The sequence below is a fragment of the Fibrobacter succinogenes subsp. succinogenes S85 genome (assembly GCF_000146505.1).
GTDB classification, from domain to species: domain Bacteria; phylum Fibrobacterota; class Fibrobacteria; order Fibrobacterales; family Fibrobacteraceae; genus Fibrobacter; species Fibrobacter succinogenes.
This window is the reverse complement of the sequence record NC_017448.1, coordinates 2,779,649-2,794,284: the sequence shown is the minus strand read 5'-3', so window position 1 is coordinate 2,794,284 and position 14,636 is coordinate 2,779,649. Positions and strand designations below refer to the sequence as shown.

Annotated in this window: 12 protein-coding genes; all 12 read right to left on the bottom strand. The window is 50.4% G+C overall.

Features of this window, described 5'->3' with window-relative positions:
• Nucleotides 1-28 precede the first annotated feature (28 nt).
• The 12 genes from rodA to FSU_RS11380 all read right to left on the bottom strand — a co-directional run bounded on the left by rodA (nucleotide 29) and on the right by FSU_RS11380 (nucleotide 14,567).
• Nucleotides 29-1,276, bottom strand: coding sequence for a rod shape-determining protein RodA (rodA, locus tag FSU_RS11435; protein ID WP_014546566.1), 1,248 nt, complete (start codon nucleotides 1,274-1,276; stop codon nucleotides 29-31).
• Complete coding sequence (gene mrdA, locus FSU_RS11430; RefSeq protein WP_014546565.1) at nucleotides 1,273-3,120, bottom strand: penicillin-binding protein 2; 1,848 nt, start codon at nucleotides 3,118-3,120, stop codon at nucleotides 1,273-1,275. The genes rodA and mrdA overlap by 4 nt, the downstream gene beginning before the upstream one ends.
• Complete coding sequence (mreD, locus tag FSU_RS11425) at nucleotides 3,113-3,598, bottom strand: rod shape-determining protein MreD (protein ID WP_014546564.1); 486 nt, start codon at nucleotides 3,596-3,598, stop codon at nucleotides 3,113-3,115. Before mreD ends, mrdA begins: the two co-directional genes overlap by 8 nt.
• A complete protein-coding gene (mreC, locus tag FSU_RS11420) occupies nucleotides 3,591-4,418 on the bottom strand; it encodes a rod shape-determining protein MreC (protein WP_014546563.1) in 828 nt (275 codons plus the stop codon). Before mreC ends, mreD begins: the two co-directional genes overlap by 8 nt.
• 19 nt (nucleotides 4,419-4,437) lie before the next feature.
• Nucleotides 4,438-5,460 (bottom strand): rod shape-determining protein, encoded by a 1,023-nt coding sequence (gene mreB / locus FSU_RS11415; protein ID WP_014546562.1) that lies wholly within the window; start codon nucleotides 5,458-5,460, stop codon nucleotides 4,438-4,440.
• Between the two features lie 66 nt (nucleotides 5,461-5,526).
• On the bottom strand, nucleotides 5,527-5,889 hold the full coding sequence (locus FSU_RS11410; protein ID WP_014546561.1) for a hypothetical protein: 363 nt from the start codon (nucleotides 5,887-5,889) through the stop codon (nucleotides 5,527-5,529).
• A 148-nt stretch (nucleotides 5,890-6,037) separates the two neighbouring features.
• Nucleotides 6,038-7,342, bottom strand: coding sequence for a hypothetical protein (locus FSU_RS11405; protein WP_014546560.1), 1,305 nt, complete (start codon nucleotides 7,340-7,342; stop codon nucleotides 6,038-6,040).
• A gap of 161 nt (nucleotides 7,343-7,503) precedes the next feature.
• Entirely contained in the window at nucleotides 7,504-8,430 is a 927-nt protein-coding gene (locus FSU_RS11400) for an AgmX/PglI C-terminal domain-containing protein (protein ID WP_014546559.1), read from the bottom strand.
• Nucleotides 8,431-8,433: 3 nt separating this feature from the next.
• Nucleotides 8,434-8,928 carry an ExbD/TolR family protein gene (locus FSU_RS11395; RefSeq protein ID WP_014546558.1) on the bottom strand — a complete coding sequence of 165 codons (495 nt, stop codon included), beginning with the start codon at nucleotides 8,926-8,928 and terminating at the stop codon, nucleotides 8,434-8,436.
• 2 nt (nucleotides 8,929-8,930) lie between these two features.
• Nucleotides 8,931-9,821: an ExbD/TolR family protein gene (locus FSU_RS11390; RefSeq protein ID WP_014546557.1), complete on the bottom strand. Its 891-nt coding sequence runs from the start codon at nucleotides 9,819-9,821 to the stop codon at nucleotides 8,931-8,933.
• A 40-nt stretch (nucleotides 9,822-9,861) separates the two neighbouring features.
• Nucleotides 9,862-10,500, bottom strand: coding sequence for a MotA/TolQ/ExbB proton channel family protein (locus tag FSU_RS11385; protein WP_014546556.1), 639 nt, complete (start codon nucleotides 10,498-10,500; stop codon nucleotides 9,862-9,864).
• A gap of 188 nt (nucleotides 10,501-10,688) precedes the next feature.
• Nucleotides 10,689-14,567, bottom strand: a complete 3,879-nt coding sequence (locus FSU_RS11380; protein ID WP_014546554.1) for a tetratricopeptide repeat protein — start codon at nucleotides 14,565-14,567, stop codon at nucleotides 10,689-10,691.
• Between the last annotated feature and the right edge of the window lie 69 nt (nucleotides 14,568-14,636).

The window sequence follows — 14,636 nt, the reverse complement described above, 5'->3', positions numbered from 1 at the left end:
CTACTTCCTACTGTCTACAGTCTACTAATCACTTATTCCCCTGATACCTGAGGCACATCAAGAGCCCCACGAGGAACAAGCACACAAGCGCAAACGAGCCTCCATAAGAAAGGAACGGCAGCGGGAGCCCCGTCACCGGCATAAGCCCAATCGTCATCGCGATATTCACCGTGATGTGGAACAAAAAGATTGTCGCAGCGCCCATTGTCACAAGCGTCACAAACGGGTCATCGTTCGTCTTGCAAATCGAGGAGGCCCTCCACAAGAACAAAGTAAACAGCACAAGAATCACCGCGCACCCGACAAAGCCAAACTGTTCTCCAAGCACGCTAAAGATAAAGTCCGTATGTTCTTCGGGCAAAAACGAGAGATTCGTCTGCGAACCGTTTCCAAATCCCTTGCCTCCAATGCCACCACTACCAATCGCAGTGATTGACTGTAACACCTGATAGCCATCGCCCAGCGGGTCACTCATCGGATCCAAAAACGTGTTCACGCGTTTTTGCTGGTGCGGTTCCAGCATATTCCACACCATCGTGCTGGCGTAACCTGCCAAGATGTTCGTCGCAATAATCACACCCGTGAGCTTCTTGGACAAGTGTCTACGCAATACGGAGAATACGACAAGGCAAATCTGCGCACCCCACAAGACAGGAATCTGCATGGACTGCGAATGCGAAAACAGTACTGACAAAGCCGGACTCACAATCAGGAACAAATCCGTAAACGTGAGCCCCGCAAAAAAGAACCCGACAAGCGTCACAGCAGTAAACACAAGCGCCGTACTCAGATCCGGCTGTTTCAGCACAAGCAAGAACGGCACAATGAAAAGGCCTAAAGGCACCAGGAACGACTTAAGCTTATACAAGCTCACGGGATGTTTCGAAAGCCAGTACGAAATCGTAATCAGGTACGCAATCTTTGCAAACTCCGAGGGCTGCAACTTAATTACCTTCAGGTCAATCCAGCGCCCGGCCCCCTTCACGTCGCCCGCAAAAATGAGCACAAACACGAGCATCAAAAGCGCAATCACGTAAGACGGCACCGCAGCACGCTTAAGCCAGTCAATCTTCACGAACACAAGTCCCACCGCAATCGCGATCCCCATCAAGAAATAGATAATCTGCCTAAACCAGTGCGTATCGTAAAAGGCAATTTCCTCATTGACCGTCGCCGAATACACAAGCAACACGCCACACGTCATCAGCGTGAGCGTAACACCAATAAAGACCCAGTCAATTTTCAGGGGTTTATCCACAAAACGGCCGGAACTCATTCTTCTTCCTCCTTCCCAAAGAAGGCCATCAGAACCTTATGCGCAATCGGAGCCGCAACAGAGCCACCGCCGCCTGCCGCTTCCATAATCACGGCCACAGCAATTTGCGGGTCATCCAGAGGTGCTACCGCTGCAAACCAGGCATGCGTCTTCTGCCCCTTTTTCCATTCGCCAGAGCCCGTCTTTCCGCCTACGCGGATTCCAGGCACAGCGCCCTTCTTGCCAGTACCACCTGGATGGTTCACCACGGAATCCATCGCATTCATGAGCACACGGTGCGTCTCAGGCTTCATCGTTCCCGGACGGATAATTTCCGGTTCATAGCGGCGCACGACATTGCCCTGCGAGTCCTGAAGTTCCTTCATAAAGTGCGGCCGGTACACGCCCTTGTTCGTTGCCAAGGAACCGATAAACACGGCCTGCTGCAAAGGAGTCACCATCTGCCCCTGCCCAATCGAAAGGTTCAAAATAAGCCCACGAGCCCAACGCCAGCCAAGGCGCTTGTTGCGCTGGTTGAACGAGGCCGAATCCGGGAGCCACCCCGCCTTCTCGCCTGGAATATCTATGCCGAGCAGCTTTTCACCATAACCAAAGCGGCGAGCAAATTCATTGATACGCGCCATGTCGATTTCAAGACCGGCCTGATAGAAATACACGTCACATGAAAGACGGAGTGCATGCACCACGTTCAAATTCCCATGTACACCCCAGCACCTCTGGTAACGCGCCCCGTACTGGTAGCCCCCCGTACAAGCTTTCGGGTAATACTTCGTCTCCGAAATAATCCCGCTTTCAAGCCCCGCCCCAGACGTCACAAGCTTAAAGATAGAAGCCGGCGGATAAACGCCCGAAATCGCACGGTTCGTGAGCGGTCGCATGGAGTCAAGAGCCACATGAGCCCAGCCCTTATTGCGTTCGCGACGTTTCAGCGAAAAAATGTTCGGGTCGAGTCGCGGCGAAGAGACCATCGCCAAGATTTCGCCATTGCGCGGGTCAATCGCCACCAAAGCGCCTTTTGCCGAATCCGGAATCGCCGCTTCTGCCGCCTTTTGCAGTTTCAAGTCAATGGTCGAGACCATGTGCAATCCCGGTTCCGGAGGAATATACCCGCCAACATCCGGGAGAGTTCTCACCTCACGCCCCGACGCATTCACTTCCACAAGCTTGAGCCCATTTTTTCCGCGGAACTCCTTGTCGTATTCCTGCTCCAAGCCCTTTTGGCCCACACGGTCGCCTTGCGAATAAGATTCGTATTCCGGAAGTTTCAATTGCTCTTCCGAAATTTCACTCGTGTAACCGAGCACATGCGAAGCAAGCGTTCCATACGGATATTCACGACGCGATTCGATAATCACCGAGACGCCCGGCAGCTCCGTAGAATGCTCTTCGATCACCGCCACCTGTTCCATCGTCGCATCTTCTAAAATGCGGACCGGACGCGTACGCACCCAGCGGATCCTCTGGAACGCCGTATCAAGAGACAGGGAATCAAAAAGACGCACACCCGCCGCATCGCGGATATTCAGGAGCTTCTTGAAAATAGAATCCCTAGCCGCCTTCTTTCGCGGCATTTCAAGCGCCTGGAGCGCAATCTGGTACGAAGGACGGTTACGCACCAGCACATTCCCGTTCCTATCGTAAATGTAGCCGCGATCAGCAATCAGCTCTATTCGGCGCAAGCGATTGTTTTCGGAACGCTGGAAGTTTTCTTCGTAATGGATGTACTGCAGCGAAAAAAGCTTGAACAAAATCACCGAAAAAAGGATGACCGTACCCGCAAGGAAAATCAACACATTCCAGTTTTTGCGGATTCGAGCTTCGTTCTCCGAAGTATCGTTATACATTTGACTTCTTCTCCGAAGAGAGATAGAACAAAATACCACCAATAATCAAGGTGTAAACGCATTCCGGGAGAGTCTTTGTCAAGAAAAGAGTCGTCACGACGTTCTTATCTAGCCCCGTAATGAGGAAATAAAACAAGTCGTTTACCAAAAACGCAATCCCGAGCACCGCAACTTTTGCGGGGAGATAAAGCGTAAGGATATGTTCCTCAAGTTGCCCCACGGCAAAGCCTACAATCGTCATGGCAATCGTATTGGCGCCAAGCCATTCCACCGGAGCATAGACATCCAGCGTGAATCCCGCCAAAAATCCCCAGAAACAGCCCGTACCCGCTCCAAAACGCAAAGCAACGGACACAATAAAGATGAGGATAAAGTCTGGCCCGACACCCAAAATCTTAAGCCAGTCGCCAATCGTCGACTGTACTGCAAAAGCGATGACAAACATCAGAAGCGTCTTTAGCCACCCGTAATTACTCATCGAGCAACTCCTGGATAATCCAATCCGGTTCCTTCTGCATCACAAAGACTTCTTCCAAGGTCGAAAATTCCTGAAACGGCTTCACGTCCATAAGGCTCATCACGTCCAAATCAGCCTTGCGAACCTTGTGTACCGTACCTACCGGGATTCCCTTCGGGAAAATGCCGCCCAGTCCAGAGGTAATAAGCGTATCGCCCTCGGCAACGCCCGCATGCGATGGAATCATCGCCGAAAGCAAATGGCCATCCACCGATTCCAAGAAGCCAACCACACGCGTACGGCGTTCTAGCACGGAAAGTTTCAAGTTCGGGTCCACCAGAAGCTGCACGCGGGAATGCGTGAGCATCGCCTTCGAAATCTTCCCGACAAGGCCGTTCATCGACATCACCGGCATGTTCTCCTTCACGCCGTGATGCGTTCCACGGTTAATCACAAGAGTCGTCAGAAAACGCCCGGGGTTATGCCCCACCACGCGAGACGTCACAATCGGGAAATCCCACTTGTCGTCAAAGCGCACCAGCGTGTGCAAACGCGCCAGTTCCTGCAAGCCCTCGCTCGCGTGATAAGTCTCCTGACGGAGCCTTGCGTTTTCCGCCTTCAAGTGCTCATTTTCTGCCTGCATCGACTTAAAGTCGTTCACAGAGGCAAGCAGCAACTGGACCGGGTAAAACACCGTCGAAAGCGCCTTGTCCACAATGCTTTCGCGCACCGTCGGCGAGGCCTGGTGCATCAGAATCCCTAAAACGAGAAAAAAGGCAAAAGCGACAACGCCATGCCTTTGGGTAAACAGATCGACAATAAAGCGAAAAGCTCTAAGCATCGAAGTGCAATTTCAAGATTTAGGTAGAAGAAGCCACCAAAACAGGACGGTACTTGTCCAAATCTTCGAGAATTCGTGCAGCGCCCTTGCAAACGCAAGTCATAGGGTCGTCAATCACATTCACGGAGAGGCCCGTTTCCTTGCGGATACGTTCATCGAGACCGCGCAACTGAGAACCACCACCCGTAAGGATAATGCCCTTGTCGTAAATATCTGCAGAAAGTTCCGGAAGCGTAATGCTCAAGGCCTGCTTCACGGCTTCGATAATTGCCGTCACCGGTTCATTGATAGCGTCGCGGATTTCGGCACTTCCGATAGGAATCGTGCGTGGCATACCGGCAATAAAGTCAAGGCCCTTGACTTCCATCGTCAATTCTTCTTCGAGCGGGCTTGCAGAACCGATCTGGATCTTGATCTGTTCGGCAGTGCTTTCGCCAACGCAGAGGTTGTACTGAGTACGCAAATAACGCACAATCGCCTCATCCATCTCGTCACCGCCAACGCGCACAGAGCCGTTGCAGTCGGACTTGTTCAAGGCAATCACGGCAATATCGGACGTACCGCCGCCAATATCCACAATCATGTTACCGACCGGTTCTTCAACCGGGATGCCCATACCAATAGCGGCAGCCATCGGTTCATGGACCAGGTGGACTTCTTTTGCGCCCGTCATCTTGACAGCGTCAATCACAGCACGCGTTTCCACTTCGGTAATTCCGTTCGGAACGCCAACCACCACACGCGGTTTTGCCACCCACAGCGGGTAACGCAAAACGCGCTTGATAAAGGTCTGCAAAAGCGTCTCTACAAGTTCAAAATCGGCAATCACGCCATCGCGCATCGGGCGGATTGCACGGCTTTCACCAGACGTACGGCCAAGCATTTTCTTAGCTTCGCCGCCGATAGCAGTCACGCGATTGCTCTTACGGTCAACAGCAATCACAGTCGGTTCGTTAATGACAATGCCCTGTCCAGCCACATGGACAAGCGTATTGGCGGTACCCAGGTCAATACCGATATCACAAGAGAAAAGTCCGAACAAAATTTAACCCTCTGTAAAAGAAATCATCCCGCGCTAAAATATAACTAAAAAAGCGTCGGCCATGTCCTAAGGATTTTTATCCTTACCGAATTTCAGAACCTTGGAATAGCGGTCCCAGTGCCGGCCATGGACCTCGTAGCGGTACTTGCGTTTTTCAAACATCGCAAGGTCGCGATAAATATAAAAATCGACCTCGGCATAGGCAGCGTAGATTTCCGCCTCCGCCCCTTCGAACAACCTAAAATCACGAATCTTGTAATACGGTTCATCAAGCAAGTCAGCCTTCGTTGCATTCGCATTCAAGGTCTCTGCAACCATGAACTTCAGGTCTTCCTGCAGGTACGTGAGGAGTTTCTTTTCAATGCGTTCCGTCGGTTCAGAACAAGACGAAAGCAATACAAGGAATATGAGGGACAAAATTTTCTTCATGTCCATAAAATAAAAAAAGAAAAGCTCCCTGATGGGAGTTTTTCTTTTTTTTTAGTCGGCAGAACTTAGTTAGCAGAACTTAGATAGATTGTTGCGCTCTGCACAATGACGTTTTTCTAAGTTCTAAGATCTAAGCTCTAAGTTCTAATTAGAACGAGTACGTTGCAGAGATTCTGGAGAAGAGTCTGCCTTCGCCCTGGAACGGGTTACGGAAGAGGAGGTCTTCAGCAACAGTCACGTCGATCTTCAGCTTTTCTTCAATGTTGATACCGAAACCGAAACCGACATGGTCCTTGGAGGTGCCGTCAGCGAGCGGGTTCGTGCTGAAGAAGTTGCCATCATCCTTGCAAATGCCATACTGCTTGTCGTTATACTTGTCGACGTTCTTGTTGTTCACATCGCACTTTGTATAAAGAATGGACTTCTGGCCACCAACGCGGATAACGAACCAATCCCACCAGATGTTACGTTCGATACCGAAGCTGATCATGCCACCGACATCGGTACGTTCATCCCAGTGTCTATTGTCTTCGTTACGGGAGTCATAGGTCCAAGTCTTAGAAATTGCATCAAAGATCCAGTCATGAGCCTTTCTCTTGTTCCAGATGAAGTCGGCGCCCATCCAGAAGAAGCCACGGTCAAGTGCAACGTTGATACCGATACCCACCTGAGCATGCTTTTCATCCAGGCCCGGAGCATCAATGAACTTGAGGTTCAAAGCCGGAACGAGTTCGCCGTTAATGGCATCCAAGGTAAAGAATGCGCGGGACTTGACCAACCAGGAGAAGTTGCCGTCATCAAAGAAGCTGTGGTGTTCCGGACCGTACTGGATACGGGCCAAGGCAAGAGAGAATTCCAAGTCAAAGTAGTTCGTGAACTGGAAGTTCATACCACCATCGGCCTGAACGACAGATGCAAAAGCATCGCTCTTTACCTGGTAATTGCCGTCTTCGCCCTTGTCACCGCCGTCTTGTGCAGCAATGTACACATGCAAGCCCCATGCGTTGCCGTTCGTGAGCGTACCACCCAAGAAACCGTCGAAGTTCGTCACCGTTTCCGGAACATTCGTCTTAGAACCATTGTCGCCAATCACGACATCCGGAAGGTACTGGAAAAGTTCAGTATTGATGCGGCCAAAGAGACCACCGATAGAAATACGCGGGTCCGGATTGTTGTCACCGCCAATAGCAATGGAGAAGATACCACCGAAGTTCGGGTGCTGAGGATCGCGGTTTGCGCCCACTTCAACACGGTCCGTATATGGGCCGAATTCACCGATCAAGTAGTTGGAATAGAGGTTGATATTTGCCGGGTTATCGAAGATGCTCACATCATCCATGATGTAAGTCGTATTCTTACCCATAGATTCAATACGGGCAAATGTTGCAAATGCAGAACCTACACCAAGAATACCAAATGCGGTGCCTACTGCAGCTACGGTTTTTAAGTTCATGGAATAACTCCTATTGAAAATTCTTTTATAAAGTTAGTTTTATAAAAGAAAAAACGCAACAATATTTTAATAAATATGCGAATTTTTTTGGGACTTTTTTCCCCCAGACAAAAAAAAGGCCAGACTTTCGTCTGGTCTTTTTTTCAAGCTTTCGAAGTGAATTATTCGGAGAACGTGAACGGAATCGTAACCGTCGTGTTACCGGACTTCACCTTGCTGAAGGTCCAGCGGCTAACTGCATTCTTGACTTCGGTATCGAATTCGCTGAAACCAGTCGTCGAAGAAACAGTAGAGATGCTGATGATTTCGCCACCCGGAGCGATCGTGAACTTCAAGGTAACCTTACCCTGGAATCCCGGTTTCTTCTTCAGGCACTTGTTATAGATGTGGCGAAGACCCGGAGTACGCTGGCGGACAACCTTCATGATGTCTGCAGCGGAACGAGAACCACCACCGGCACCCATGTCGATATCACGCATGGACGGAGTCTTGATGGAACCCTTAGCCTTAGTAGCGATACCACCGCCACCACCGCCAAGGAGACCTGCAAGGCCGTCACCGATACCACCGGAACCACCTTCTGCGTAACCTTCATTGAAGCCACCATTAGCCTTACCGCGACGGCCACCGAGAACGGTCTTACCCGTAGTCTGGAGACCAGCGACGTCCTTGAGCACCTTATCAATGTCCTTGGTGAACTTCTGGTTCTTCATCAAGTCATAAGCAGCAGCAGAGGCATTCTTGGTCTGAGCAGTGAGGAGCTTGAGCACGCCGCGAGTCTGCGGAGCGTTCGGCTGTCCCTTACCGCGCGGCTTACCACCGCCACCAGCTTTCTTACGAGGCTTCTTCGGTTCGGGCTTCTTCTTTTCTTCCTTCTTTTCTTCCTTCTGCTCAATCTGCATGGAAGTAGTAAGGTCCACGGAATCAGCGTTGTCGAAGACGACTTCAGCAACGACCTGTTCGTACATGGAAGCCCAAATACACATAGCCAAAGCGATCACAAGAGAGACACCGGCGATTGCGCCCATCTTCTTGTCGGATTCCGGCATGAGCGACGCAATAAACGGATCTATGTTCTTCTTTGCCATTGATTATTCCTCCCCGCCGTTCTTTTCCATCACGGCGAATGCGATATTCGTGTATCCGGAGAAGCCGCAAGTGGCCATGACCTTATACATCGCATCATACGGGATGTTCTTGTCAATCTGGACAATGATGTGACCAGCTTCGTCTGCAGGAAGGCCCATCTTGAGAGCGTGTTCCTGTTCGATAGCGCGACGGTCCTTCAGGATTTCGTCCACCTTCGTAACGAGGAGGTCTTCCTGAGCGAGAACGTCAGCGGTCGGCACGACCTTTTCATTGTCAACGATAACGTAGTTAGCATCGACCACGACAGTCAAAGACACTTCCTTCGGCTGGACCTTGGAGGTCGAGATCGGAAGAATCAAGTTTTCTGCCTGGGTCAAGAGCTGACCTTCAGCGTCCATGTTCTTGATCATGAACACCAAGATGATGGTCATCATGTCCATCATGGACGTTAAGGAGAAAGGTACGTCTTCGCTATACTTACGAGATTTTCTAGCCATGATTAACCTCCCAACTTTGCAAGGTTGATCTTGCTGAAACCAGCTTCCTTAGCACGGTCCATGAGCTGGATGATCTTGTCGAACTGAGTGTCGTCGTTTGCAACGATGATGATGTTATCAACGTCGTCCAAGTCGATGAACTGAGTATGGATTGCGATCAAGTCCTTAGCGATGAGATCGTATGCGGAGAGCGGATAAACCATTGTCTTGTCACCCGGCTTGAGAGTGCGGGCAGAGTTCGGCTGAAGCGTTGCAACAGCCATGCCCGGAGTCGGAGCCTTGAGAGCGGCCGGCTTCTGCATACCCATTGCGCCTTCACCCGGAAGGGACAAGAAGTTGTTGGCGCCGTCTACATAAGCACTGTCGGCATGAGCTTCTTCAGAGCTACCGTCGTTCTTATATGCGGCCCAGATGACCTTACCCGGGTCTTCTTCAGATTCCTTCTGAATAGCCCAGAGTTCGATGGTTTCGATTTCGTAGAGATACTTCTCTTTGTCCATTTCGGAACCATCTTTGCACTTCGGTCCATGTCCACTTTCAACAGCAGCCTTCACGTCTTCCATCGGATACGTAACGAGCTGAGCATCAGACTTGCAACGGAACGTCCACATTTCCTTGAAATAGACGTTCGGTTGGAAACCACCGCGTGCACCGATAACAAGGTAGTTGTTAGCGATAGCGAGTGACAAGTTCAATGCCTGCTCATCAGGTGGAGGCGGCACGTCATTGTCCATGATCATCTGGCTGCGTTCAGGCAGGTTCACTTCGACAATGGCGAGTTTGGAGAAAGCAGTCATGGTCAAAAGCATAGGAATCAAGATGGTGAACAAGCCCATCGCCGGAAGCAAATCCGGTTCTTCGACCTTTCCTGGTTTCTTGATATTTTTTGCCATGTTTATTTAAACTCCAGTTAAAATTAAACTCTCTGATTGATTATGCGAGGGAGTTGATAATCTTGAGGCCCTTTTCTTCCATTTCCTGGATGAGGCGTTCGGAGTTCATGTTGAGAAGACCAACGATAACGAGGAGCGGAACTGCAGAGAGAAGTCCGAGGAGCGTCGTACCCATAGCGATAGCAATACCGTCAGCAAGAGCCTTAGCGCGTTCAGAAGCCGGCTTGTTAGCAACAGCGTCGAATGTGTAGATCAGACCGTAAATCGTACCCATAAGTCCGAGCAACGTGGAGATGGAAGCCATAACGGAGATGATGGAGATGTAACGAGTGAGACGCGGAGCTTCAGTGAGGAACACTGCGTCAGAAGCAGCAGTCATCATGTCGCGAGCCTTGTCAGCATCCTTGCAATTGAGCTTGGCACCAACGATGGCGTCCATAACCTTAGCAATCGGGAGCTTGGAGCTCTTAGCAAACTGGAGAGCCTGTTCGAGCTGGTTCTGCATGACGAGCTTACCGAAATCGGCCATGAACTTACCGCGGCCCTTGGAGCTCTTAATCATAATGTAGGTCATACGTTCGAGGGAGAAACCGAGGCCGATGATGAACACGACCAAGATGATCCACATGAACTGGTAACCATCAGATTCAGGGCTGAAGGATTGAAGCAATTTAGACATTAGAGACTCCTTTAATTGAGTTATTGTTTTTGTTGTTTTTGATAATCTTCGTTCATATTTATTTTTTTTTGGAGCGTTGTGGGAGATTTTAGTAGTAAAACTTTCTTTACCGCTAGGCAATCGCCCTCAAGCCCAATAAAATAGGGGAATCCCATGAACTAGGATTCCCCGTAAAATAGTTTTTACCGCTATTTCTTCTTGCCTTTTTTAGCCTTTTTCTTGGCTTTCTTGGCTTCAGACTTAGCCTTTTTGCCCTTCTTTCCCTTCTTGGAGGTCTGTTCGACAACTTCTTCATCGCTAGAAGATTCAGAAGCAGCTTCGACACCTCTTTCAGAAGCCGGGATCAGGCTCGGGTTAGCGGTCCATTCCTTGAGCTTGGCGAGTTCTTCTTCAAGCTTGGTACGATCGTCCTTAGTTTCCTTGACGATGTTGCGGAATGTAGAGACCTTTTCTTCAAGAGTCATAGCGTCAGACTGTTCGATCTGTTCGATACGAGCCTTCAACTTGAAGTACGTCGGGTCAGCGAACAGCGTAGACGGGTCAAACTTTTCGATCTTCACGTTGAGGTCTTCGTTAGCTTCATCAAGCTTTCTCAAGGTTTCGTAAAGCTTGGTCGTCCATTCGTTATCGATACCGTAGTGAGCAGAAGCCTTGATACCGGTTGCGCACTGCGGAATAGCGAGCTGCTTAGCGGCATCAGAACGGCTGTTCAATTCTTCGCGGTAGGCTTCCAAGTCTTCGTGGGCAGCCATGATAGCGTCATCCTTCACCATGCCCTGGCCGATGTATTCACGCACGATCAAAGCACTATCCGGAAGCGGGGAGTTAGCGAATGCGTCAGCAACTTCGACGAACACAGCGCAGCCCTGGTAGTACATTTCGATGTAGCCCATTTCTGCAGCGATCACGTCCTTGTTGTAGAAGCCCTGGTCACGAGCGAGGTCGATGTTCTTCTGGAAGATCGGACGAGCCTGTTCATAGTAAGACGGGAGCTGCTGCACAATGCCGATGCGTTCTGCAAACTTTTCTTCTTCCTTCTTACCGTTGAGCTGCTGTTCACGAATCTTTGCAGCCATAGCCACGAAGAGCATACCCATCTTGTTGGTGGCGCGGAAGGTCCACTTTTCAGATGCGTAAGCAGCAGACTTGGAGTAGTGACCCATAGCCTTCTGGAGGATTTCAACCAAGCTCTTGATGATCTTGGCCTTTTCCTTTTCCTTACCCTTCAAGACAACCGGAACCATCTTGTTGTATTCGTATTCACCCATATAGAATGCAGCTTCAGCCGGGATAGCAGCGTCTGCGTTCTTGATCTGCAAGCCGTACTTGTCGTAAGCTTCGAGAGTCTTCTTATAGGCGTCAACAGAGCTTTCCATGTCCTTCACGTTGCGGTAGGCACGAGCGATACCGATGTAAGCAGCGATGAGCTTTTCCTTGTCTTCCTGGTACATCTTGATGAAGTTGCGATATTCCTGGATGGCGAGGTCCCACTTCTTAGCGTTAGCGTATGCCATCGGGATAGAGAAGGCAGCGTCAACAGCGTAAGAGCTCTTCGGATAGTCGCGGACGAGATCCTTGGAGCAGCGGATAGCTTCGTTGGTCATCTTGGCTTCGTCATAGCTCAAGCATGCGCTATAGAGGAAGGACGGAGTTTCTTCGTTCTGCGGGTAGCGCTTGTAAGCAAGTTCGAAGGTAATAGCGGCCTGCTTCTTGTCCGGGATGGAGTCATAGGTCTGAGCGGCAAAGCCAATTGCCGAGAAGGCCATAGAATCCTGCGGGAAGTTGTCGGTAATGAACAAGAACGTCTTGGCGGCCTGAACCGGCTGCTTGTCCTTCTTGTAGTTGCTTGCAGCACGCAAGATACCCTTAACCGTGAGCGGAGACTTAGCATAGCTCTTCGGGAGGAGCATGAAGGTTTCTGCAGCCTTCTTATACTGGTTGGTGGCTTCGTAAGCGGCAGCGGCTTCGAAGATTGCCTTGTCAGCAATGTCGATGTTCGGGTAGCGCTTCACGAGGTCCAAGTAAGCCTTGGCACCGGCTTCGTTCTTGCCAGCCTTGACAGAGGATTCAGCCTTCTGGAAGAGAACGTAAGCGATAGCCTTTTCAATTTCAGCAGCCATGGAGTCGTTGCGAGTTTCCTTGGCCTTGTACTGCTTGAGGAGCCATTCAAATTCCGTGAGGGATTCGTCGAGCTGGTTGGATTCAAGCAAGGACTGAGCAAGCATACGGCTGATGAGCAAAATGTACTGGTGTTTCGGGAAGTCCTTCTTGAGCTTGCGGAGGACGTTCACGGCAACACTGAACTGCTTGGCATCGTAATGAACGATAGCGGCGTTGTATGCAAGTTCTGCAGCTTCCTTGTTCTTGCCGAACTTTGCCATGTACTTGTCGACCTGGTCGAAGTAGGCCTTGGTTTCGGGCAAGTTGTATGCCTGGACGGCATCATCGTTAGCCTTGGTCTTTCTTGCATTTTCGCGAGCCTGGTCCATCATGAGAACGGCGTTATAACCAGCTTCATCCTTCGTGAGGAGGTTGCCAGAACCCATTTCGCGACGGCCGTAGCGGGTCGTATCGGTTTCAACGATCCAGTTGAACATCTTGGCAGCGTTAGCATGCTGACCCATTTCCTGGTAGACGAGAGCAAGGTTGATGTGAACCTTGTATTCGTCCCAAGTCGGTTCCTTGGCATAACGCTTGAGGAATGCTTCGTAAGCTTCAATAGCCTTAGAATACTGTCTCTTACCGCCTTCGATATCACCTTCCTTGGTGAGCTTAGCAGCCTGAGCGTGGTGGTACTGCGGAATGTCAAGCATAGCGCCACGGATGGCCTTTTCAGCATTCTTCACAGATTCCGGATACTTCTGGTTCTTCTTGTACCAAGAAGAGTTGCGGTCATAGCGCTTCACAACTTCGTAGCGGTGAGCCTGAGCATCTTCGAACTTCTGCTGCACGATCAAGATTTCGATCATGGCGATATCGGCGAGCGGAGCGTCGATGTAGTCCGGGTTGATGTTCATCAAGCGCTTGAAGGACTGGACAGCTTCTTCGTTACGGTCATGGTCCTTGTTCTTCATACCGATGCGGTAGTAGACGGAGTCCTTGAACGGAACCTTCTTGTCCCTCAAGAAAGCTTCAGCTTCCTGGACACCACCACCTTCCAAGTCAGAGAAGGAAGCAGCCATGAAGTCCATAGCTTCTGCGCGCAAGTCGTTCGGGTATTTACCCTTGTCGGCACCGACGATGTAATCGAAATACTGCTTAGCAGCGATTTCGTATTCGGCAGTGTTGTAGTAAGATTCTGCCAAGTGGTACATGGCAAGTGCAGCTTCCTTACCCGTGAGGTTTTCGAAGCCGGTCACCTTCTTATAGGCACCGATAGCGTCCTTGAACTTACGGTTCATGAAGTGGTATTCTGCAATACGGAGCCATGCCTTCGGCACGAGACCGTTGTCCGGGAAGTCGCGAACGAGCTGCATACGGAGCTTGTATGCCTTGTCGTCTTCGCCACTGGCTTCCTGCACGGCAGCGGCCTGGTAAATCACGGTCGGAGCCTTAGCTTCCTTCGGATACTTGTCGATGTATTCGAGGAAATAGCCCAAGGACTTCTGATGGTCAGGCTTCGGGAACTGACCAATGTTGGCGCACTTTGCCGGCTTGTTATCGCGGTCAGCGCACCATGCGACATCTTCTTCATACTGGGCGTTCTTGTCGAGGAACTGCTTTTCTTCGAGCTGGAACTGATAGTGACCCAACTGTTGCAAGGAGCTAGCGCAACGGTTGCTTACCTTGCCCTTGCAGCGTTCAACCTGACGTTCCCACTGGGCGATAGCATCGCGCATGCCCTGTTCATCAAGGCCACCAGAACGGCAAGCCTGTTCGGCCTGGTTCTTAATAACTCTATAGGAACTGGCGCACTGTTCATAACCAGCGTTGCCCTTTCCAATGGATTTGCACTTTGCGTAAAGATTCTTTGCTTCGGTAGTCTTATCTTTACACGGATCCGATGCAGCAAAAGATGTTCCGGCCATGGAGCAAACAATTGCTGAAACGAGCAATAGATTTTTCATCGTTCTCTATCCACCTATGATTATTTCTAAAAAATAAAAAGGACGGACCCGGTTTTAAGCGGGCCCGCA